At 56.2% G+C, this 22,026-nt stretch carries 24 protein-coding genes; 11 read left to right on the forward strand and 13 right to left on the reverse strand.

Features of this window, described 5'->3' with window-relative positions; translation table 11 throughout:
- Positions 1-13: 13 nt before the first annotated feature.
- Complete coding sequence (locus tag QZ487_RS09270; protein ID WP_285975489.1) at positions 14-523, reverse strand: DUF305 domain-containing protein; 510 nt, start codon at positions 521-523, stop codon at positions 14-16.
- Entirely contained in the window at positions 524-1,153 is a 630-nt protein-coding gene (locus QZ487_RS09275; RefSeq protein WP_285975488.1) for a DUF2231 domain-containing protein, read from the reverse strand. It lies immediately after the preceding gene.
- Positions 1,154-1,249: 96 nt separating this feature from the next.
- Here QZ487_RS09275 and QZ487_RS09280 point away from each other — a divergent pair, with 96 nt between their 5' ends.
- The 8 genes from QZ487_RS09280 to QZ487_RS09315 all read left to right on the forward strand — a co-directional run bounded on the left by QZ487_RS09280 (position 1,250) and on the right by QZ487_RS09315 (position 11,253).
- Positions 1,250-1,522, forward strand: coding sequence for a metal-sensitive transcriptional regulator (locus QZ487_RS09280; protein ID WP_285975487.1), 273 nt, complete (start codon positions 1,250-1,252; stop codon positions 1,520-1,522).
- 2 nt (positions 1,523-1,524) lie between these two features.
- Positions 1,525-3,288 carry a copper resistance system multicopper oxidase gene (locus tag QZ487_RS09285; protein ID WP_296024548.1) on the forward strand — a complete coding sequence of 588 codons (1,764 nt, stop codon included), beginning with the start codon at positions 1,525-1,527 and terminating at the stop codon, positions 3,286-3,288.
- The gene (locus QZ487_RS09290; RefSeq protein ID WP_296024549.1) at positions 3,285-4,394 is read left to right on the forward strand and encodes a copper resistance protein B; all 1,110 of its coding nucleotides are present in this window, start codon (positions 3,285-3,287) and stop codon (positions 4,392-4,394) included. The genes QZ487_RS09285 and QZ487_RS09290 overlap by 4 nt, the downstream gene beginning before the upstream one ends.
- Positions 4,395-4,397: 3 nt before the next feature.
- Complete coding sequence (locus QZ487_RS09295; protein WP_285975484.1) at positions 4,398-4,886, forward strand: DUF411 domain-containing protein; 489 nt, start codon at positions 4,398-4,400, stop codon at positions 4,884-4,886.
- 359 nt (positions 4,887-5,245) lie between these two features.
- A complete protein-coding gene (locus QZ487_RS09300) occupies positions 5,246-5,611 on the forward strand; it encodes a hypothetical protein (RefSeq protein ID WP_296024552.1) in 366 nt (121 codons plus the stop codon).
- A 152-nt stretch (positions 5,612-5,763) separates the two neighbouring features.
- Complete coding sequence (locus QZ487_RS09305; RefSeq protein WP_296024554.1) at positions 5,764-6,918, forward strand: TolC family protein; 1,155 nt, start codon at positions 5,764-5,766, stop codon at positions 6,916-6,918.
- Positions 6,915-8,060, forward strand: coding sequence for an efflux RND transporter periplasmic adaptor subunit (locus QZ487_RS09310; RefSeq protein WP_296024555.1), 1,146 nt, complete (start codon positions 6,915-6,917; stop codon positions 8,058-8,060). Before QZ487_RS09305 ends, QZ487_RS09310 begins: the two co-directional genes overlap by 4 nt.
- Positions 8,050-11,253 (forward strand): CusA/CzcA family heavy metal efflux RND transporter, encoded by a 3,204-nt coding sequence (locus QZ487_RS09315; protein WP_296024556.1) that lies wholly within the window; start codon positions 8,050-8,052, stop codon positions 11,251-11,253. The genes QZ487_RS09310 and QZ487_RS09315 overlap by 11 nt, the downstream gene beginning before the upstream one ends.
- Before the next feature lie 328 nt (positions 11,254-11,581).
- On the opposite strand, the gene QZ487_RS09320 is transcribed toward QZ487_RS09315, so the two are convergent.
- The gene (locus tag QZ487_RS09320) at positions 11,582-11,995 is read right to left on the reverse strand and encodes a DoxX family protein (protein ID WP_285975483.1); all 414 of its coding nucleotides are present in this window, start codon (positions 11,993-11,995) and stop codon (positions 11,582-11,584) included.
- Between the two features lie 183 nt (positions 11,996-12,178).
- Between QZ487_RS09320 and QZ487_RS09325 the strand changes: the two genes are divergently transcribed.
- A complete protein-coding gene (locus QZ487_RS09325) occupies positions 12,179-13,060 on the forward strand; it encodes a DUF1295 domain-containing protein (protein ID WP_296024559.1) in 882 nt (293 codons plus the stop codon).
- 6 nt (positions 13,061-13,066) lie between these two features.
- Here the strand turns inward: QZ487_RS09325 and QZ487_RS09330 are convergent, their stop codons facing one another.
- Positions 13,067-13,561: a class I SAM-dependent methyltransferase gene (locus QZ487_RS09330; protein ID WP_296024560.1), complete on the reverse strand. Its 495-nt coding sequence runs from the start codon at positions 13,559-13,561 to the stop codon at positions 13,067-13,069.
- Here QZ487_RS09330 and QZ487_RS09335 point away from each other — a divergent pair.
- Complete coding sequence (locus QZ487_RS09335; protein WP_367114447.1) at positions 13,532-13,996, forward strand: ATP-binding cassette domain-containing protein; 465 nt, start codon at positions 13,532-13,534, stop codon at positions 13,994-13,996. The genes QZ487_RS09330 and QZ487_RS09335 overlap by 30 nt on opposite strands.
- Positions 13,997-14,033: 37 nt before the next feature.
- Here QZ487_RS09335 and QZ487_RS09340 read toward each other — a convergent pair whose 3' ends face one another.
- From QZ487_RS09340 to QZ487_RS09350, 3 genes are read right to left on the reverse strand one after another with little or no spacing between them, the layout of a single operon-like run.
- Positions 14,034-14,774, reverse strand: coding sequence for a molybdopterin-dependent oxidoreductase (locus tag QZ487_RS09340; RefSeq protein ID WP_296024565.1), 741 nt, complete (start codon positions 14,772-14,774; stop codon positions 14,034-14,036).
- Positions 14,764-15,435 (reverse strand): cytochrome b/b6 domain-containing protein, encoded by a 672-nt coding sequence (locus QZ487_RS09345; protein ID WP_296024567.1) that lies wholly within the window; start codon positions 15,433-15,435, stop codon positions 14,764-14,766. Before QZ487_RS09345 ends, QZ487_RS09340 begins: the two co-directional genes overlap by 11 nt.
- On the reverse strand, positions 15,432-16,205 hold the full coding sequence (locus QZ487_RS09350) for an SDR family oxidoreductase (protein WP_296024569.1): 774 nt from the start codon (positions 16,203-16,205) through the stop codon (positions 15,432-15,434). The genes QZ487_RS09345 and QZ487_RS09350 overlap by 4 nt, the downstream gene beginning before the upstream one ends.
- Positions 16,206-16,268: 63 nt before the next feature.
- Here QZ487_RS09350 and QZ487_RS09355 point away from each other — a divergent pair, with 63 nt between their 5' ends.
- Complete coding sequence (locus QZ487_RS09355; RefSeq protein WP_296024571.1) at positions 16,269-17,114, forward strand: PhzF family phenazine biosynthesis protein; 846 nt, start codon at positions 16,269-16,271, stop codon at positions 17,112-17,114.
- 71 nt (positions 17,115-17,185) lie between these two features.
- Here QZ487_RS09355 and QZ487_RS11490 read toward each other — a convergent pair whose 3' ends face one another.
- From QZ487_RS11490 to QZ487_RS09380, 6 genes are all read right to left on the reverse strand, one after another.
- Positions 17,186-17,326, reverse strand: a complete 141-nt coding sequence (locus QZ487_RS11490; RefSeq protein ID WP_367114448.1) for a glycine zipper 2TM domain-containing protein — start codon at positions 17,324-17,326, stop codon at positions 17,186-17,188.
- Between the two features lie 111 nt (positions 17,327-17,437).
- Positions 17,438-17,563: a hypothetical protein gene (locus QZ487_RS11495; protein ID WP_367114449.1), complete on the reverse strand. Its 126-nt coding sequence runs from the start codon at positions 17,561-17,563 to the stop codon at positions 17,438-17,440.
- 135 nt (positions 17,564-17,698) lie between these two features.
- The gene (gene rlmN / locus QZ487_RS09365; RefSeq protein ID WP_296024572.1) at positions 17,699-18,943 is read right to left on the reverse strand and encodes a 23S rRNA (adenine(2503)-C(2))-methyltransferase RlmN; all 1,245 of its coding nucleotides are present in this window, start codon (positions 18,941-18,943) and stop codon (positions 17,699-17,701) included.
- A gap of 36 nt (positions 18,944-18,979) precedes the next feature.
- A complete protein-coding gene (locus tag QZ487_RS09370; RefSeq protein ID WP_296024575.1) occupies positions 18,980-19,504 on the reverse strand; it encodes an invasion associated locus B family protein in 525 nt (174 codons plus the stop codon).
- On the reverse strand, positions 19,497-19,976 hold the full coding sequence (gene greB, locus QZ487_RS09375; RefSeq protein WP_296024576.1) for a transcription elongation factor GreB: 480 nt from the start codon (positions 19,974-19,976) through the stop codon (positions 19,497-19,499). The genes QZ487_RS09370 and greB overlap by 8 nt, the downstream gene beginning before the upstream one ends.
- Before the next feature lie 6 nt (positions 19,977-19,982).
- Positions 19,983-21,974 carry a lytic transglycosylase domain-containing protein gene (locus QZ487_RS09380; protein ID WP_296024578.1) on the reverse strand — a complete coding sequence of 664 codons (1,992 nt, stop codon included), beginning with the start codon at positions 21,972-21,974 and terminating at the stop codon, positions 19,983-19,985.
- Positions 21,975-22,026: the final 52 nt, after the last annotated feature.

Below are 22,026 nucleotides of genomic sequence, written 5' to 3' on the forward strand. Positions count from 1 at the left end.
ACTACCCTCCCGCTTACAGTTCACCTTCAAATTCAGGCACAGGCCGAGCCTCGGCCTCAGCTTCCGTGGTCGCGCGCCCGTTCGTCTCGATGTCATCAAGTAACCACTTCATCTCATCGATTTCGCGGCGTTGCGCCTTAATGATTTCGTCTGCCAATTCGCGCACGCGCTGATCTTCGATATTGGCGCGCTCACTGGTGAGAATGGCAATCGAGTGATGCGGGATCATCGCGCTCATCCACGCCTCATCAGCAATCGTGTTCTGACTTCGCACAAGGAAAAGCGATCCTGCGAACACAACCGCTGCGCCCACAAAGATTGCAATGTTGACCTTCGTTTTCTTATACATGCCCAGCATGAAGGCGAGCATGATGATTGCCATCATCGCGCCCATGTAGAGCGCCATCCAGGCGCGCGTCTCACTGAAAAACACGTGGCCTAGTTCGTAAGTGTTCAAATACATCAAGCCATACATGATGACTGTAGAGGCCAGGATCATGGCCGCAAATCTTCCGTAACTCATTTAAGAGCCCCCTTTCGGATTTAAGTTAAGGTGGTCAGGGCCCAAGGCGAGCTCGCCACCCAAATAACCCTGAACTATCAATGCAATAGCAACTGAAAACACTAACAGGCGGAACAGGTTGCGGTTCCATTTTCGTGCGTGAATGAGCGCAGCAATCAGTGCAATTGCGACAAGCGCCGTTCCGTTCCAGCGATGCCAGAACAGTGTTTCGGATCGGTCGGTCAAACGGAAACCGCCTGCAAACCATCCGAGGATAACCGCCCCTATTCCGGTCAACGCACCCGACCATACCAAAAAGCCAACCGTCCTCTCCAGTCCAAGAGTTGGTCGAATGAGAAGCGCAAGTTCGGCAATGGCAGCGAAAAAAAGAAGAGCAATCGGGAAGTGAACGGCTGCCGGGTGAAGGCGACCCAGAAAATCGGCAACATCAAATGCACTTTCGTCGACAACGATTGCTGGATCTTGATCAACCTTCGGTGCGGAGCTTTCTGTCGCAATTTCCTGCTCGGTTTGATCCTGTCGGTGAGCCTCATGTGCTGTCACAGGCGACCCAACCGAAAAGACCAGAGCGACAATGACAAGCAACACGCCAAAAACCGCCAAGCGCGGTTTAAATAAATTTTTGTGCATGCGGTCCCTTGTCGTCGTCATTGATCGATCTATCTAATTGCTATACCATACTCCACTAGGGTATATTTTGCAACCTTGCCGAGGACATACGAGACGATGAGCGAGAAGTTCCAAAAAGAAATCGCCCGCATGAAGCGGATTGAAGGACAGGCACGCGGCATCTCCAAAATGATGGAGGAAGGACGCTATTGCATCGACATCCTGCAACAGATGCAGGCAATGGAAGCGGCTCTGAAGTCAACGAGACAGAAGGTGCTTTCGATTCATGCAGGATGCTGTGTGAACGAAGCGATTGAAAGCGGCGACCGCGAGGCTCAGCGCGAAAAGTTTACGGAACTCGTCGAACTCTTTGGAAAGATGGGCAGGTAAGTATGAAGCGTAAACCTGCCCCCATCGACCAGTCGCGAAGAAACCTTCTCAAGGGCTCACTAGCCGTTGGCGGCATGTTTGCCTTCCACTCAATGATGCCCGCCTGGGCTTCTCCAAAAGGTTTGGCCCACGCGCCTGCGACGAAGAATGGTGCCACGCTGTCAGGCGAGGACATCGCGCTATCAATTGCCAACTCGTCCTTTTCGATTGGTAACCGCACCGGACATGCTGTGACCGTCAATGGTTCACTTCCCGCACCGCTCATTCGCCTGCGCGAAGGGCAAAATGTTAGATTGGCTGTCACCAATCATCTTGAAGAAGATACATCTATCCACTGGCACGGCCTTCTTTTGCCTTTCCAGATGGACGGCGTTCCGGGCGTTAGCTTCCCGGGCATTAAGCCGCATGAGACATTCGTTTATGAATTCCCGATTATTCAGTCGGGGACATATTGGTATCACAGCCATTCGGGCTTGCAGGAAGCGATGGGGCATTACGGTCCGATTGTTGTTGATCCCGCAGGTACTGACCCCATTCAATATGACCGCGAACACATTATTGTGCTCTCGGACTGGAGCTTCATGCACCCGCATGAGATCATGCGAACGCTCAAGCAATCGCCCGACTATTTCAACCGCCAGCAGCAAACCCTAGCAGGCCTTCTGGCAGGTGAAGGTCAGGATATAGAAGAGCGCATTCGCTGGGCAGGCATGCGCATGATGCCCTCAGATATCGCCGATGTGACGGGCGCAACCTACACCTACCTTATCAATGGTCACGGTCCGAACGAGAATTGGACAGGGCTGTTCGAGCCGGGTGAGCGCGTTCGCCTACGTATCATCAACGCCTCTGCCATGAGCATATTTAATGTGCGAATTCCTGGCCTTTCGATGACTGTGGTCAATGCTGACGGAGAAAACGTCCAGCCTGTTGAGACAGACGAATTCCAAATCGGTGTTGCCGAAACCTATGACGTGGTGGTCACACCGCGCGAGGATCGGGCTTACAGCTTCGTCGCAGAAAGCATTGATCGTTCAGGACTAGGCCGTGCAACGCTAGCACCGCGCCTCGGTATGGAAGCTCCCGTGCCAGCTCTCAGGGAACGTCCAACGCTCACCATGCGCGACATGGGCATGGGCGGCATGGCCAGTATGGGCGATGGTGAAGATCACTCCGGCATGGACCACGGCAGCATGGATCATGGGGACATGAGCATGCGTGACCCTGAAAACGCTCCTGGAATCGACGTCAATCCGGGTGTTGATATGATTGCCCCTAACCCTGCCGACCGAACAGGTGATCGCGGCCTCGGCCTCGAAAACGTCCCGCACCGTGTTTTGACTTACACGCAACTTCGTTCGCTTAATCCTAACCCCGATCCACGCAGTCCGAGCCGCGAGCTAGTCATCCATCTGACAGGGAATATGGAGCGTTATATGTGGTCCCTCGACGGACGACGCTTTGCCGAAATCGTAGAGCCAATCCGTTTTGCACGCGACGAGCGGGTGCGCGTCAAACTCGTGAATAATACGATGATGACGCACCCGATTCACCTGCACGGACATTTCTTTGAGATCGTCAATGGGCAGGACGGGCACCAGCCGAGGAAGCACACCGTCAATGTCCTTCCCGGAGGCTATGTGAAGTTCGACCTCACTGCCGATGCACCAGGAGACTGGGCGTTTCACTGCCACCTTTTGATGCACATGCACGCAGGCATGTTCAACGTTGTGAAGGTTCGCCCGATGGAAGGTGAACCGACATGAGAACAGCCCTTATTATTGCCGCACTAGCTCTTCCAATTCCTGTCGCTGCACAGCAGATGCACCATAGCGCACATAGGATGGAAGCACCTGCTCAAGACGCACAGATAGAAGACCCTCGCGCAGGCCATGACATGTCTAATCCGCATGAAGGTCACGACATGGGCGATATGTCTGAGAGTTCAGACGCGGCAACCGATCCTCACGCGGGCCATGACATGGGAATTATGCAAGGCCAGGACACAACCGAACCCGACCCCCATGCCGGTCACGATATGAGTGACATGCAAGAGCAAGGCAGCGACGATGCGGACCCGCATGCAGGACATGATATGGGTGGTATGGACGCGATGTCTCTTCCACAATCAGGCCCGCCTCCTGAGGCTTTTTCCGGCCCTGAGCATGCCGCCGATACCATTTTCTCTGACTCTGAGATGGCAGCATCGCGTGAACAGCTTCGCCGCGAACAAGGCGGTGCGATCAACTCGCTCATCAGCATCGACCGATTGGAACTGCAATCGGGTGAAGGTGCAGATGCTTACGTTTGGGAAGCCAACGCATGGGTTGGCGGCGATCTCAACAAACTTTGGATTAAAACCGAAGGCGAGGGCGAATTTGAAGAGTCCCTTGATGATGCTGAGGTGCAAGCTTTATGGAGCCGTGCCATCAGCCCTTGGTTCGATTTTCAAACAGGCGTGCGATATGATTATCGCCCATCTGAACCTGACACCTCACACCTCGTGTTGGGTGTGCAGGGATTAGCCCCCTATCTTTTCGAGGTCGATGTTGCAGGCTTTGTCTCTGATGAGGGTGATTTTACCGCACGGGCAGAGGCTGAATACGACCAGCGCATTACGCAACAGCTGATTTTGCAACCGCGCGTTGAGCTGAATATGTCAGCTCAGGACATCCCCGAACTTGATATCGGAAGCGGGCTTACCAGCCTCGATGCGGGACTTCGATTGAGATACGAATTTGTGCCTGAATTCGCGCCTTACATCGGCGTCGAATATCAAACCGACCTTGGTGAAACACGTAATATAACACAAACGGAAGGGGGAGACCCGGATCGCACCGTATTCGTTGCAGGTGTGAAGTTTTGGTTCTAAATCATGATACGCTTACTACTTACAATTTTTCTTTTTTCAGTGCCGCTAGGCTTGGCTGCCTGCTCGGAAGAAGAACCCCAAAATGCTGAAAATATCGCGGTTGAGGAAGTGTCCGCTCTGCCGCTAATTACAGTTCATAAAACACCGACATGTGGGTGTTGTAACGCTTGGATAGATCATTTGCGCGAGAACGGTTTTGAGGTGAGTGCTATTGATGTCGAAAACACCACACCTATCGCCAGCCGTCTTGGCGTGCCGGATAATATGCGCTCCTGTCACACAGGTGAGGTCGATGGCTATGCATTGGAAGGTCACATCCCGGCAGAGGACATAAAGCGTCTGCTAGATGAACGACCTGATATTGCAGGCCTCAGCGTTCCTGGAATGCCTTTGGGTTCCCCTGGGATGGAGGCTGGTGGCCAGACGCAACCTTACACAGTCTTTGCGATTGGGCACGATGGAGCCACCGAGGCTTTCGCTCAGCACAACTAAAGCGTTGTAACTAAACGGACTTTCGTGCACTGAATCTACCTAGTTCTGCAATTTGCCTCGCTAATCTAAGGCAAACATCGTTCGAGGCTTCATCGCGTGGGTAACGCGTGCAGCGGACCTCCGCTACCATTTTATCGTGTAAAATCAATACCTTATTAAAATATCTGCCACACACATTTTGGCATGATATTTGATCCATGTGCGAGATAAATCTTTCTTAGATACTAGTTTCATAATTGAAGATTTTGCTTTTCAAGTATCGTCAAATGCAAACTGCCGGAAGTAATGTCATATCATTCCCGTGAAAGATTATTACTTCTCTTGTTGACCGTGAAATTGATTTGGCAGATACTCGCATCATGAATGCACGAACACATCAGGCAAGTTTCCAAAGTGCAGCGATGCGTGTCGTCGCCGTGCTGTTGCTTGCTATGTTCGCATTCTCGACGGTCGCAGAGGCAGCCGCTTGTTCAGGTGAAGTGCAATCGGAAATCTCCCATATATCATCTGATTTGGCCGATAATGGCCATTCCGATGAGGACGGAGACACAGGCGACAAACATGCTGTTTGCGCGCACGGGCATTGTCATCATCTGGCGCAGGTCGTGGCACCTGTTGCTTCGGCAGAAGGCCTGAGCGTATCGGTGTCACTGCTTGGTCCTAGGCGCGACAATGCCTTGCCCGAGGCAAATCTCTCAAAACTGAAGCGTCCTCCACGCATCTGATTTGTGTTCCCTGACCGCGTGTTCGCGGTTCCCCCAACTCAAACCAGATAAGAGGACTTTCCATGTCACCAAACTTGGCGCTTTTGCGCCCGATATGCGCAGCAATTGTGCTTGCGCTCATACCTACTACAGTTTCGGCCCAAGAGCAGGGCTTGAGCCTGGAGGACGCCTTGCAGTTGGCGGGAGCGGAATCTCCTGTTGCAAGCATAGCAGAGGCCGAAGTCGATATTGCCCGAGGCAATGAGCGGCAGGCAGGCTACGGCCCGAACCCCGAAGTCTCGCTCGAGGTCGAGAACATCGCTGGCAGCGGTGCTTTCTCGGGACTGCGCTCGAATGAAACAACACTGATGCTAACCCAGCCCATCGAGCTTGGCGGCAAACGGGGTACAAGGGTGCGCGCAGCACAGGCACAATCGAGCGTTGCCGAACTTAACGCGCTTATATCGCGCGCTGACCTCGCACTCGCCGTGCGACAGCGCTTTACTGAAGCCGTGGCAGCCAAAGAAAATGTGGCATTGCAGCAAAGCATTTTTGATCGTTCGGCAGAGCTTCACCGCATTGCCAGCGAATTGGTTGAGGCCGGGCGCGAACCGCCCCTTCGCGCCATTCGGGCAGAAGCCGCAATGGCGGAAGCCGAAACCAATCTGCGTTCGGCTGAGGCCGAATATCTGAACGCACGGACGAACCTGGCCGAGCTTTGGGGGGCAGGCACACCTCCCGAGGATATTGAGACGTTTTGGCTGACACCCGATACGGTTGCAGGCACGAGAGATATTGCGGGAACACTTGCCTTGGCACGTGCAAGTGCCGAGCTGAACGCTGCCGAAGCCGATATTGTCCGTGAGAGGCGCGCAGCCATTCCCGATCTCAATGTCGGGGCTGGCATCCGCCGTTTCGAGGAAACCGGTGATACGGCTTTTACCATCGGCGCGTCGATGGCGATACCTTTGCGCAACCGCAATCAGGGAGGCATCGAGGCAGCAGAAGCAAACGCGCGTGCGACCGAAGGGCGTTTGTTGCTTCTCCGGATGCAATTGCAGCGTGAGCGCACCACGCTTTTGACCACCATCAGTGCCGCCGAGGCGCGCGTTGAGAGCCTGTCCGGGGTTATTCTGCCCCGAGCGGAAGAAGCGCTTGAGCTTGCGCAAATCGGTTACCGCTACGGCAGATTCACGCTCATTGATGTGCTTGATGCGGCGTCGGTCAGGGACGCAGCACTGGCCGACTTGATCTCTGCAAGGACGGACCTGGCACAAGCTACGGCCACGCTCATGCGGCTCACCCAGCGACAAGGAGGTGAGTCATGACCAGACAAAGAGTCCTCACTATTCTTTCGGTCCTGCTGATTGCAGCGGCGATCCTATGGTTTTCGCTGCCGGGTTCCTTTGCCGACGAGGAACATGGTCATGCGGAGGAATCCGCCGAACACGAAGATGAAGAACTGCTGATTATCACGAACGAGCAAATGGCTGCGTCCGGGATTGAACTTCATACCGTGACCCTTGGCGGCAATGCACAGATCATCGTTCCGGGAACGGTAAAGGCCAATCCGAGCGGGGCGGCACGGCTTGACGCACGTGCCGATGGCACGATTGTCCGTATCACCAAGACACTTGGCGATGCCGTCGCTCGCGGTGAAATAGTGGCGGTTATAGAGAGCGCGCAGGCCGCACAATATTCATCCGATATTGCAACAGCCCAAGCCCGTCTTACCCAGGCACAAGCCAATTACGACCGCGAAAAGCGGCTATTTGATGCGAATGTGACCGCGCGTCAGGATTTGGAAGCGGCCCAAACCCAGCTTTCGGTTGCCCGATCCGATCTTGCGCGGGCGCGCAGCACTGCTGCGGCCGCAGGCGTGACCGACGGTGGCACAATTGCGATTACAAGTCCCATCGCAGGTCGGATTACAGATGCGCCTGCCGTGCTCGGGGCTTTTGTTACGGCAGGAACAGAGTTGATGGAGGTCGTTGACCCGGCACGGGTTCAGATCGAGGCGGCGATACCGCTTGGTGATGTCCCGCGCGTTTCCAGTGGCGACCGTGTGATCATCGTGATTGGTTCGCAGGAAATCGGCGGACGAATCCGCTCAATTACTCCCACGCTTGATCCTACAAGCAGGGCGGCAACGGCCGTCATTATCCCCGACCGTTTGGTTACGGCACTTCAAGCTGACGCCTTCGTGGAGATCAGAATTGCGAGCACATCGGATTCTGATCCGAACGTAATTTCTGTGCCGGAAGTTGCGGTCCAGACGGTTGAAGGCAAGTCGGTCGTTTTTGTCCGCGAAGGTGATGCGTTCGAGCCCATCGAGGTTCAAACAGGCGCGCGTTCGGCAGGGCGGGTCATAATCGTCTCAGGGCTTGAGGCAGGAGCCGTCATCGCTTCGCAAAACGCCTTCTTGCTAAAGGCCGAGCTTGGAAAATCGGAGGCTGAACATGGCCACTGATACGCAGCACGGTCTTATCGGGAGTATCCTCGATTACGCTGTCCGCTTCCGTCTGGCGGTCATAGTCCTGACCGTTCTTGTCGCGGGTTGGGGAGCGTTCAATCTCTTCAAACTGCCAATTGATGCCGTTCCCGACATCACCAATACGCAGGTGCAAATCAATACGGTCGTGCCGGCGCTCTCGCCTGCACAGGTCGAACAGCAAATCACCTATCCGGTCGAAACAGGGCTTGCGGGGATTGAGGGGTTAGACATGACCCGCTCGATTTCACGCAACGGCTTTTCGCAAGTCACGGCCATCTTCGACGAAGGCACCGACATCTATTTCGCCCGCCAACAGGTCAATGAACGCTTGACCGCAATAGCCTCCGACCTTCCCGAAGGCGCACAGCCCGTCATGGGGCCAATCTCAACGGGGCTTGGTGAAGTTCTCATGTATCGCATCGGCTTTGCCGAGCGCGAGGAAGGTGGTGCATCTAGCGGTGCAACAGGTTGGCAGGCTGACGGCAGTTTTGTCACCACCGAAGGTGAACGACTTGCCGATGAGGTCGCGCAGGCAGCTTACCTACGCAGTTTGCAGGACTGGGTAATCGCACCGCTCATGCGCGCGTCGCCCGGCGTGGCAGGCGTGGATTCGATTGGTGGCTATGAAAAGCAGTTTCTGGTGCAGCCCGATCCAACCCGTATGAACGGCTATGACATCGCATTTAACGAACTTGTCGATGCAATCGAGCGCGCCAATCTTGCGGTGGGCGCAAACTTCTTCAACCGCGACGGAGAGGCCTTGCTCGTGCGTGTCGATGCCCGGGTGGGTTCGGTGGAAGACATCGCGCAAGCCATCGTTGCCAATCGGGGTAGCGTGCCCGTGCGTGTCGCAGACGTTGCCGAGGTTAGCCTTGGAGGTGATCTGCGCACAGGGGCAGGCACTTACAACGGCGAGGAAGCCGTCATCGGAACCGTTTTAATGAGAAGCGGGGAGAACAGCCGAACTGTAGCAGCCGGGGCTGCGGAACGCTTTGAGGAGGTGAGATCGGTCTTGCCCGACGGTGTTGTCGGCGAGATCATCTACAATCGCTCAACCCTCGTGGATGCGACGATTGCAACAGTCGAAAAAAACCTCGTCGAAGGCGCGCTTCTTGTCATCGTCATCTTATTTCTGCTGTTGGGAAACATCCGCGCAGCACTCATTACAGCTCTAGTCATCCCGCTTTCCATGCTGATGGCCGCCATCGGCATGAACCGCCTGGGTGTTTCAGGGAATCTAATGAGCCTGGGCGCACTCGACTTCGGCTTGATCGTGGACGGTGCAGTCATCATCGTTGAGAATTCGGTGGCGAGGTTGGCCGCGCGTCAACATCAAGAGGGGCGCTTGCTGTCCCTTGGCGAGAGGCTCGCAGAAACCCGCCTTGCCGCACAAGAAATGATTAAACCGACCGTCTACGGTCAGGCCATCATCCTGCTCGTCTTTGCACCGCTTCTGACCTTCACGGGCGTTGAGGGCAAAACCTTCTCGCCTATGGCAATCACGATGCTGCTCGCACTGGCCTCTGCCTTTGTGCTGTCGCTGACTTTCGTACCTGCGATGATCGCAGTGCTTCTCAAAGGGCGTATCTCGGAAAAGCAAGTACGGGTCATCCGCGCCTCGAAGGAGCGTTACGAACCGCTACTTGTCAAAACCATCGCACGGCCCTGGCCGGTGATCGGCGGCGGTGCCGCACTCTTTGCCGTTGCTGCGCTTCTCTTCACGACTTTGGGGAGTGAGTTTACGCCGCAGCTCGATGAAGGCGACTTGGCAGTGCAGAGTTTGCGTATTCCCTCGACCTCGCTTGAGCAGTCGGTGGCAATGCAAAGGCAGGTCGAGCGGACTTTAGCGGAGTTTCCCGAAGTGGCGACCGTTTTCTCCAGAACGGGCACGGCAGAGGTCGCAAGTGATCCGATGCCTCCCAATATCTCCGATGCTTACGTTCTTCTCAATCCGAGGGACGAATGGCCGGACCCCTCACTCAGCAAGGACGCTCTTGTTGCAAATATGGAGAGTGAGTTGAACGGCTTGATCGGAAACCTCTATGAATTCAGCCAGCCTATCGAGCTTCGATTTAACGAGCTGATTGCGGGTGTGCGCGGTGACATTGCCGTCAAACTCTATGGCGACAATGTCGAAGCCTTATCGGCATCAGCTAATGAGGTGGCAAACTTACTTCGCGGAATTGAAGGGGCAGCAGACGTCAAAGTGCAGCAGACTACCGGCTTTCCGACACTTGATGTCCGTTTCGACCGCACCGCTATCGGGCGCTACGGCTTAAGCGTTGAAGAGGTTGCCGAACTTGTCGCTATTGCCGTGGGAGGCCGTCCCGCAGGTCCGGTTTTTCAGGGCGACAAGCGTTTCGATATTGTCGTTCGCCTGCCTGAGACTCTGAGAAGTGACTTCGACCGTCTAGGCGCATTGCCGGTCCAGACGCCGAACGGCGCAACAGTGCCTTTGCGGGAACTGGCGAGCTTCGAGGTGAGCGACGGATTGGCGGAAGTGAGACGCGAGCAGGGCAGCCGCCTCGTTATCGTCTCTGCCAATGTACGCGAGCGCGATCTCGGCAGCTATGTCGAAGAAGCACAGGCGGCGGTGAGTGAGACGGTCTCCTTGCCGGAAGGTGCATATATCGAATGGGGCGGCCAGTTTGAAAATCTGCAAGCTGCCAAAAGCAGACTGAGCCTCATCGTTCCGCTCTGCTTTTTCCTGATTCTTCTCCTGCTCTATATGGCTTTGGGAAGTTGGCTTTCCACACTTGCAGTGTTTAGCGCGATCCCGATGGCTCTTGCCGGAGGCGTGTTCTCGCTCTGGCTGCGCGACATCCCTTTCTCGATATCCGCTGCGGTTGGTTTCATCGCATTGTCAGGCGTGGCCGTTTTAAACGGCCTCGTGATGATGACCGCGATACGCCAAAGAATGGAGAGTGGTATGCCTTTGGACAAGGCGATCGTCGAAGGCGCACTGGCAAGACTCCGCCCCGTTTTAATGACGGCACTGGTGGCCTCAATGGGGTTTGTGCCGATGGCTATTGCCACAGGCACAGGCGCCGAAGTTCAGCGTCCGCTTGCGACAGTTGTTATCGGCGGATTGATAACCGCAACGGCGCTCACGTTGTTCGTGCTCCCCGCAATTTCGCGACTTGTTCTTAAGCGTAGAGATAATGATTAAACGGAGGCCAATCACTACCAAAACTATCATTAGGATATTATGCGGTAGGTATTTGACGTTTTCAGGCAGCTTTATGCAAGTATGTTCTAGCTAAAGCTCTGATTTTATTGGAAAGTCGTTCAACTATCTCATTGCCCTCATTATACTGGGGGTAACGCGTGCAGCGGACCTCCGCTACCATTCCCACTGACGAAGTCTCATGCGTATGAGTGTGCGCAGCAGTCTCAGAATATTTCAAGCGAATTGATCGCAGCAATGCTTGCAGGGTTCGCATTGCTGAACAGATGTCATGGCTTCTCAATATTTCGCGTGGTTGCGGCGCTTAGCCCTAGACAGATTTGTCGCTTAGCCACCAACCCGCTATCGATAGTGGCCTGACTGTTGCCGTGCCTGCCAGCACCAGCAGTCCGGCAAGAATTCCCAAATTCTTGAAGAAATTCTGTGTTTCGCGCTCGACCATATCCGGACCTATTGTCCAGAAATCGTGCAGCATGAAATTGACCAGCAAAACATAGATTACGAAGCCATAGGCGACCAGTCGGACATGCCGACCCGCGATCAGCGCCAGCCCGCCCAATATGTTTATGGAGGCAGAAAAACACATCAGCGGTGCAGCAAAGGGGATCGCGTGGCTTTCCATATAGGCGATGGTTTGGGCGGGTCCTGCGATCTTTATCAAACCCGGCATCAGGAAATATAGCCCCAGCAGAACCCTTCCGATTGTGATGCTTAGCTGTCCCATTTTGCTGTCTCCCTTGATGCAGGGTCCGGCCTATAGTTCCGCAGCCCGTTGAACAAGGCGCAATCCCCATCCCAAGCCGAGTTTGGCGTTTCAAGCTGCGGCTTGTTAATCGCCTGCATCTTTGCCGGATCGATTTGTATTGCTACTCGTTCCAGGACAAAGCAATTTTCGGGGGAGCAGATAATGACATTCAAAGGTGCTGAGAAAAGTTTGACGGTTGTCGTCTTCGCGACAATTCTGGGGGCAGGTTTTGCCTACCTTGCGGGCGCAAACAGCGTGTCGATGGGTGTGCATTCAGCGGTTTTCGTGTGCGCCATGGTGGCCTTTGCGGTGAACTGGCTGGCGTTCATCCCCTCGGCTTTGGCGCAGAAGGATACCTATTATGACACGGTCGGCGCGCTGACCTATCTCTCTGTCATCGCGGTGGCGGCGTATAATTCGGCGCCGCTGGACGCGCGCGCGATGGTGGTGGCAGCGATGGTAGGTATCTGGACTATCCGGCTGGGCAGCTTCCTGTTTACACGCATTCATGCCGCAGGTGGTGCGGATGAACGGTTCGAGAAGATCAAGGTAAATCCTCCGCGTTTCCTGGTTGCATGGACATTGCAAGCGGTGTGGGTGATCTTCACCGCGTCCGCAGCACTGGTTATTATCACAGAGCAAGAAAGCGCGCCGCTGGGACTATTCTTCTGGGTGGGCGCAGCGATCTGGGTGATCGGATTCGGCTTGGAAGTGGTCGCGGATAACCAGAAACGGCAGTTCAAGAAAGATCCGGCGAACAAGGGCAAATTCATCCAGAGCGGCCTGTGGGCATGGTCTCAACATCCGAACTATTTCGGAGAGATCACGCTGTGGACCGGCATTCTTGTGATTGCGATGCCGCTGCTTTCAGGCTGGTCATGGCTGGCGGTGATATCGCCCATTTTCGTCTTCCTGCTGCTGACGCGGGTGAGCGGGATCAACCTGCTCGATGGCATCGCCAAAGAACGCTGGGGGGATGATCCGGATTATCAGAATTATCGCAAGAACACGCCAAAGCTGTTTCCGCGCCCGCCAAAGGGGTGAGGGTGGCTACTCTGCCGCTTCCTTTAACTCCGGATCGAAGCGCCATTTGGGTACTTCGCCTTTCTCGCGCAAACGGGCCGACTCCTCGACTATATACTCGCGGGTCATCGGCACCGCTGCGCGATCTTTCACATACTGGATTTGCCAGTTCACCATCGTGCCATTACGGAGGCTTTGCTCTGCGCCGGCGAGGTAGAACAACCACATGCGGTAAAACGTCTCGTCAGACATCTCCGTGATTTCCTCGCGGTGCATGACGGTGCGTTTGTACCATTCCTCAAGCGTGTAGGAGTAGTGGAAGCGCATCGCCTCCACATCCATAATCTGCCAGCCGGCCTTCTCGCTTTCAGAGACAAGTTCGGACAGTGCCGGAATGTAGCCGCCAGGAAAGATGTATTTGCGCGTCCAGGCATCGGTGAAGCCAGGCTTGCCAGCGCGGACGTGACGGCATTGCCGTTTTACCGTCGGGCGATGCTGGGACTTGCGTATTTGCCCGAGCAACCATCGATCTTTCGTGGACTTACCGTCGAGCAGAACATCCTGTCCATGCTGGAAATAGTCGAACCCGTGCGCGAGCAACGGGACGCCAAACTCGAGGAGATTCTTGAGTCGCTCGATCTTGCCCGGCTGCGCAAGGCGTCGGCCAATTCCCTTTCGGGCGGTGAAAGGCGGCGATGCGAAGTGGCTAAGGCGCTCGCGCTTGATCCGGCGATTATGCTGCTCGATGAACCATTCTCGGGAATTGATCCGCTTACCATCGCCAGCATCAAGCAACTGATCCGCGAGATGCGGACGCGCGGCATTGGTATCTTGCTCACCGATCAGAACGTGCCCGAAATGCTCAGCCTGATTGAGCGTGCATATGTACTGGATGAAGGGCGGGTAATTTTTTCCGGCACGCCGGATGAAATGATGCGCGCACCGCTAGTGATTTAGCACTATCTCGGACGGAAGCCCGCCAAATAGGGATCAATCACATCCCGGCATACCACTGATATCCGTAGTTATCTTCCCAGAAGCCGCCTTTGCCGCCTTCGATATCGTCAAGGCTGGCTACCGCTTCGATGCCGGTAAGATACTTGGGATGCTTGTAGCCAAGTTGACGTTCAATGCGCATCCGCAACGGAGCGCCGTTCTTTTCCGGTAGCGGCTCGCCATTGAGTGCATGCGCCACGATTGTCTGCGGATGGTAGGCATCGACCATATCGACGCTCTCGTAATAGCGCTTGCCGTAGAGAATATCCGCGCAATAGAAGACAATGAAGTTGGCTGCCGGAAGCACTTCGGCGGCGTCAAGCAGCAACGATAGCTGCGGCCCGGTCCATTCCCCGATCGCACTCCAACCTTCGACACAATCGTGCCGGGTAATCTGTGTCCGCTGGGGCAGGGTGCGAAGGTTTTCGAGCGAGAATGACATCTCGTTCTTGACCAATCCGCCGATCCGCAGACGCCAATCGGGGAAGCCTTTGCTCAGCTGATCGCGATAGATGTCACTGTCGACCGTTATCGAACCATTGCCCTTAAAGACCGGAGAAATATCGGACTTGGCAAATTCAGGAGCAAGAGCCTGACGGTTTGCCAGCGCGCGATGCGCCTTCAAATGCCAGTTTTCCGCCATGTCGAACAGCGATTGGCCCGCACGGCTTTCAGAGATTTTCGAGCATGCCCCGGCGAATAACGCACCAAGGCCAACGAGGGCTGTTCTACGTTTCATCCACGCCTCCGGTGATCATGTCGCGCATTTGCTTCGCAGGGCCGGAAAGCAGCACGAGCAGGATGTGAACGACAAAGAATGCGAACAGCGCCCAAGCAGCAAGAAAGTGGATCGACCGGGCGCTTTGCCGCCCCCCGAACATATCCACCAGCCACGGCGCGGCCGGCTCGAAACCGGGGCTGATTGCAAGACCGGTGAAAACCATAACGGGCAGCAAGACAACCAGTACGATCCCGTAAGTCAGCTTTTGCAGAAAGCTGTATTTCGCGCCAACATGGGTGAAATCGAGCTTCGCGTGTTTGACAACATCAGCCCATATTGCAGCTGGTTTCCATTCTTCCTGGCGTGTTCGCAGGTCACGCCAGAAATGCCCGCCGATCAGCATCGCGATCCAGAACACTAGCAATCCGACGGCAAAAGGCCATGAAAACAGCACGTGCCAATCGCGCGATTCGGCCAGATCATAGCGCTGCGGAAGTGTCGCCCAATCCGGGAACCGGATGACTGCGGTCCACGCCTCTGACGGCTGCGACCCCGCATCACCCCAATAGAGGTATCTGTGCGCGTTGGAGATGCCGAGACCGCTCATAAACAACACAATCACACATAGCGTATTGAGCCAGTGCCAGATACGCGTGAGCAGGGAGTGCTTCTTTTTCATCGTGCGGTTCCCTCAGCCATTTCGCGAGCGAGATAGATCACATCGCGATCCTGATCGAGCAGATGCTGCCCGCTATCGACAAAGATGGACTCGCCGCTGCGAACATGACCGCGTGACAGCATAAGCGCAGCATCGGCAATTTCATCCGGGCCAGTCTTTCGGCCAAGTGGATTCAAGCGATGCGAGATTTCGATTTCGTCGGGTGATTGGTCGTGACTAGGCAGTATCGCACCTGGAGCGATGCCGTACACGCGGTCATCGGGATCGGTCGTGTCCTTTGCCAGCATTTTGATCGTCGATGCGAGCGCATGTTTGCTCATGGTGTAACTGAAGAAGTCCGGATTGGTATTCTCGAGCTTCTGATCTGTGACGTGGATTACAGTGCGCCCGGCGCCGCTTCGCGCTGCCGCCAGGAATGCTTGCGCCATGCGCGTGGGAGTTTCTGCGTTGACCTGCATCGCATACTTGTTCGTTGCGGGATCAAGTTTGGTTGCATCGTCATATGAAAATACCGAAGCATTGTTGACCAGCACGCGCCAGTCGGTCAGCTTGCCCGCAAGCTCGTGCACCATTGCGACTGCCGCATCCCCGTCTAGCAGATCGCATCGGACAATCTCGGCTGAGGGCAATGTATTTGCCAGTGCGCGCGCTTCCTCGTCAGAGCCGCGATAGTGGATCACACAGTGCCAGCCTGCATTCGCAAATGCCTGAACGATGCTTGCGCCGATACGCGCTGCTCCGCCGGTAACGAGAATTGCTGGCCTGGACATCAAATCTATTCAGCAGAAATGCGTCAACTTGGCTAGAGAGCGTGCGAAGGTTGGAGAAACGCGATGAAAATTGATCTGGTGGATGTATTCGGATCCGGCCCGCTCAGCGGCAATCGGTTGGCGGTGGTTCATGGTGCGGGCGACTTGTCAGCAGATCAGATGCTGGCGCTTACACAATGGTTGGGGTTTTCCGAGACGACCTTTCTGTTGCCACCTAGCGATTCTGCGGCCGATTATCGTGTGCGGATATTCTATCCGGGCGGCGAACTGCCGTTTGCCGGCCACCCCACATTGGGAAGCTGTTACGCTTGGCTCGAGGCGGGCGGATCGCCGCAGCAAGACGGGGTGGTGATACAGGAATGCGGGGTGGGGCTGGTCGAAGTTCGTCGAAAGGGAACTCAACTGGCATTCAAGGCGCCGCCGTTTACCAAGCAAGGCGATCTGACTGCCGAAGAGCGCGACAATGCGATCAAGCTGACAGGGGTTGACCCAGATGCTGTTGTCGAAGCGGTGCATGTTCAAAATGGCCCGCAATGGCAATTGCTCAGGCTCTCAAGCGCGGCAGATGTTTTGGCAGCGGATCCGGTATCGAAAGCGCCGTTGGGAACCGACATCGGGCTAGCCGGGCCATGCGAGAAAGGTGCGGATGCGGATTGGGAATTGCGCGCATTCTTCGCCAACGCCGCGGGTCGTTTTGTAGAGGACCCCGTGACCGGCAGTTTCAACGCGGGCGTGGCGATGCATTTGTTCGGCAGCGGGCTGGCACGAGGTAGTTACCGCGCTGCGCAGGGGCGCGAGACCGGTGCGGACGGTCTGGTCGATTGCAGACAGGAAACAGATGGAAGTATCTGGATCGGGGGGCGCTGTGCGATGGTTGCGCAGGGTGGGGCGCTGCAACCGATCGCTTAGGTAAAGAAAAGGGCCGCCTCTTAAGATGAGAGACGGCCCGGTACCGAACCTTTAGCAATGTTATCTTCTGATCAGCGGCACTGCAAATCGCCGCGATCAATGGCGCGGCCTAGCACGCCACCAAGCGCCGCGCCGAGCAAAACTCCCAGCGTCTTGTCACCGTCACCGGCAAGCTCGTGACCAGCCAATGCGCCAACACCAGCACCGATCACCAGGCCGGTCGTGCCTTTATCCCGCTTGCAGTAATATTTCCCGTCGCGGCCGCGCCATATGCGTGAATCCCGAGAGATCCGGCGCGGCGAGATGTAATAACCATTGGCATCTTAGATAGCGGCACGGTCTTTCGCGCGCTTGCCATGCGCGGGGGCATGCGCGGGCGGATCAGCCAGCGCTGGTGCCGTAGGAATTGTCAAAGTGGCGGCGGCGATTGCCAAAGCGAACTTCTTCATTTGGGTACCTCCCAAGATAATTTCATGCGCAGCATATGCAGATCGCGATCAAAACCTTGCATGAACGCGGGTGGTTTCCGCGGTATTAGGGATTAAGCTAGCCTCAATTGCGACGAAATTCAGTGTAGTTGAAACTCACGCTTGCGCAGCGGCCGCGGCAGCTTCGCGGTCACGCTCGGCGCGGCTCTTCTTTTCCGCAGCCGTTTTGAGCTGACCGCAGGCCGCATCGATATCGCGGCCACGCGGTGTGCGCACTGGCGCGCTGATCCCGGCCTCGAACACGATGTTGGAGAAGCTCTTGATCCGTTCCGGCGTAGAGCATTCATAGGCTGATCCCGGCCATGGATTGAACGGGATCAGGTTCACTTTGGCGGGAAGATCATATTCCTTGATCAGCCGGACGAGCTCATGCGCGTGCTCGTCGCTGTCATTCTTGTCCTTCAGCATCACATATTCGAATGTAATCCGGCGTGCATTGCTGGCACCCGGATAGGCGGCACAAGCCGCGAGCAGCTCTTCAATGCCGTATTTCTTGTTGAGCGGCACGATTTCGTCGCGAATTTCCTTGGTCACCGCGTGGAGTGAAACCGCCAGGTTCACGCCGATCTCTTCGCCGCACTTCTCCATCATCGGCACAACACCGCTTGTGGAAAGCGTGATCCGCCGGCGTGACAGCGCAAGACCTGCGCCATCCATCACCAGCTTCAGTGCAGCTTTGACATTGTCGAAATTATACAGCGGTTCGCCCATGCCCATCATCACGATGTTGGTCAGCAGGCGGCCATCGGCGCGATATTCGCTGCTGTCTTCAGCGCCATCAAGGCCGGCCATCGAGCCTTTGGGCCATTCCCCCAGCGCGTCGCGTGCGAGCATCACTTGCCCTACGATTTCGCCCGGTGTCAGATTGCGAACCAACTTCATCGTACCAGTGTGGCAGAAAGTGCAATTCAAGGTGCAGCCAACCTGGCTGGAAACACACAGAGTTCCGCGATCGGCATCAGGGATGAAGACCATTTCGTATTCGTGACCATCAGCGGTCTTGAGCAGCCATTTGCGCGTTCCGTCGGTCGAATGCTGCGCCTCGACCACATCGGGTCGGGCGATCACAAACCGCTCTGTTAGCCACGGGCGCATGGTTTTCGCGATATCAGTCATATCCGCGAACTCGCCAACGCCGCGGTGATAGATCCAGTGGAACACCTGCTTGCTGCGCAGTTTGGCCTGCTTGGCGTCGAAGCCAGCTTCCGCGAACAGTTCCTGGATGCGTTCTTTTGGCAAACCCATCAGATCGATACGACCGTCGGCGCGCGGCGTGACGTCACGCGGCGCGGGCACGGGATCAATCTGTCCCGGTATACTCATGAGTGCAGTGTCTGCCATGGAGGCCGCGCATATAGGGCTGGTTTGACCGTTTGGCTAGCTGCGGCGCGCTTCGTTCAAGGCCGCAGGCGCGCAGCCTAGCGTGGCGGCATCAATTGCGGTCGCTGCGCCAGACAGCTGATAGGTGTCTGTGAAACGCCGGCCTGACTTGGAAGTCGACGTAACGCGCATGGTGTCGGCGGAACGCATGGCAGCAATGATCGCCGCATCCATTGCTTGATCTGCGGCCCATGCATCGCCGCCACCGCCGGTCAAAGCGAAGCTGCGCCCGCCGACGCGCAGGCTGATCGAAGCGCCCTGCGTCATCTCGCGAGATAGCCGCAAATGCAGTTGATTGCGGACCTTGCGCAGGGGCCAGGTGCCGACACTTGCATAGGGCTCATAGTCGCGCGCGGCATCTGTACGTGGGCCAACCGGTTCGGCTGCGGTGATCGCATAGCATCTTGGTGCCTCGAGATCGCGAAACGCTGCCCAATCAGAAAACACGCCGAGGCTGTCTTTGGCTGCGAACGGCGAGGCAACGGCCAGAATGGCCAGAACAGGAGAGAGCGATCTAATCATAGCTAATCGCCAATACTTCCCATTCCTTCAGCCCAGTGGGAAGCCTGACTGTTCGCAAATCCCCGATTGATGCGCCGCGCAAGGCCTTGGCCATGGGCGAATTCCAGCCAATCCGGCCATTGCCCGCATCCTGCTCGTCATCGCCGACCAGTGTAACGGTTTTGTGATTGTCGTTTTCATCGGCCAGCTCGACAGTGGCACCAAAAAACACCCGCGATTGATCGGGTTGCTCGCTGGGATCGACAACACGCAGCTTTTTCATACGGCGCGAGAGATGGCTCAGTTCGCGGTCGATCTCGCGCATGCGTTTGCGGCCATAGAGATAATCGCCGTTTTCGCTGCGGTCACCATTGCCCGCCGCCCAGCTGACGATCTCTGCGATTTCAGGGCGTTCAGTCCCCAGCAGATGGTGATATCGCTCTTTTAGCGCCGCCATCCCTGACGGCGTGATCGGATCACCGATTGGTTTCATCAGTCGCTAGCTACGAAGGAAGTAATCGATGTGCCGCGGTTGGCCGCCAGGCGCGCGATCGGGGTGCATATTGTCATATGCCACTGCGTTACCGAGAACGCGCATAATGTAATAGCGTGTCTCGAAATTGGCCGGGATCTTCTCGATCCAGGTGACGTAATCGATAGCCCCGGTCCGCGGATCACCGTTCAGGCGCAGCCACTGGTTTACGCGACCCGGGCCCGCGTTGTAGGCACCCAGCGCAAGCGGGTATGACCCGCCGTAATAGTCCAGCATCCGGCGGAAATATGCATCGCCCAGGCGAATGTTGTATTGTGTGTCATCGGTCAGGCTGGCTGACATGTAATTGACGCCCAGCTTGCCCGCCTGCTCACGCGCGGTGCCCGGCATCAGCTGCATCATCCCGCGTGCGCCGGCATGGCTGACGCGGTTCTGGTCGAACTCACTTTCCTGGCGCATGATCGCATGTGCCATGGTCCAGTTTGAAGTTGATGGCACGCGTACTGTCGGATGCGCGAACCTTTCAAACCCTGTCAGGCCATGCTCCGGCGCTGTTGCGCCAGCCACGACCGCGAATTCATCCATCAACAGCTCTTGCGATAGCTCGGACAGCAAGACCATATCTTCGGGAGTTCTCGCCTTGTCGGCCAGCGCTTCAAAGAATGCGCGTTCCGTGCGCCAGTCGCGGCGTGAGGAAGCAAGTGTACGCAGCGCCTGCGCAAGCGGTTTCGCACGAAACTCACGGCGCTGCTCGTCGCTGACTTCAAGTTCGGGAAGCTGCGCGAATTCTGGCACCGGCTTGTTCAAAGCGCTCAGCGCAAGCTGGCCATAATACTGATCGGCATATTGCCCGGCCATTTCGTAGTAGCGGGTTGCTTCGCCTGCGTTGCCTGCCTGGCTCGACGCTCTGCCCGCCCAGTAGAATCCCTTGGCCCGCGTCAGCGGAGTCTTTGCTGCTGCGCCATAACGATAGAACAGAGGGGCAGCGGCTGCGCCGTCACCCAAATCCCACAGAGCTTGTGTGCCACCCAGCCACATAAGATCGGTGTATTTGTCACGAAGACGGAACGACCCCTCGCTAATGTCGGTGTTTGGGGCAAAAAGGTCATCCGCCGATGCGGCAATCTGGACCGCACGGCGTGCACCGGCGCCCTTTGCAGCAATCAGCATCTCATTGATCATGTCAGATTCTTCAAACGGCAATGAAGTCGCTTGCGGGCGATTAGTCAGAATATTGATCGCCTGGTTCATCTGCCGGTTTTCACGGTAGTAGCGTACAAGGTTGTACACCGTGCCCGGATTGTCGAGCGCGGTGCGCGGAATTGCCAGCCCTTCGTCTTGCGGAAGTTTATCCTGCACCAGGGCGAGGCGTTTGCCAAACAGGTCACGCTTGTCGAGAGACGTCATGAGCATATGGCGAACTGCGCCATCAGCATCACCTTCCCACAGCAACGCTTCCATCCGAGCGTCATTGTCGGCCTGTGTAAATTGCCCTGCAAACAGGCCGAGAAGGTAGACTTCGGTGGTTTCCTTCATTGGCCCACCGCGCCAGGCAGTACGCGCCATTTCGGCGGCTTCAGGGCGTCGTAGAGTGTTGAGCGCCAGAGCGTAGCGCGCACGCCCGGTATTGGTTAGCGGTGGGTGCGCATCGAAATAGGCGACCAGCTGTTCCGAAGACGCGGCTGTGCTGTCCAGCACATTCTCGGCGCGTATTTGCAAGCGGGCTGTGCGCGGAAAATCGGGATAGGCAAGCAGGAAGCCGGAATAGGCATCAAAATCCAGATCATCATTCTCGTTGAGATATTCCCAACGGTTGATGACTTGCTCCATGCGGGTTGGCTGCTGCGCCACCATTTGCGCGCGTGCCATGTCTGATGCACTGGCGTTCTGCGTTGCTGCAGGCGCCCCCATGGCCAGCCCGGTCGTGCCGAGAAGGACTGTCGCGACAAGGTATTTCATACCGAATTTTCGGCTCGAGGTGTTTTGCATGCTGGACATCTTGCCAGTGCGCTCCTTATCAGGCTGTGAACGGCTTGGAAAAGCTCACGGC

The sequence above is a fragment of the uncultured Altererythrobacter sp. genome (genome assembly GCF_913057185.1).
GTDB classification, from domain to species: Bacteria; Pseudomonadota; Alphaproteobacteria; order Sphingomonadales; family Sphingomonadaceae; genus Erythrobacter; species Erythrobacter rubellus.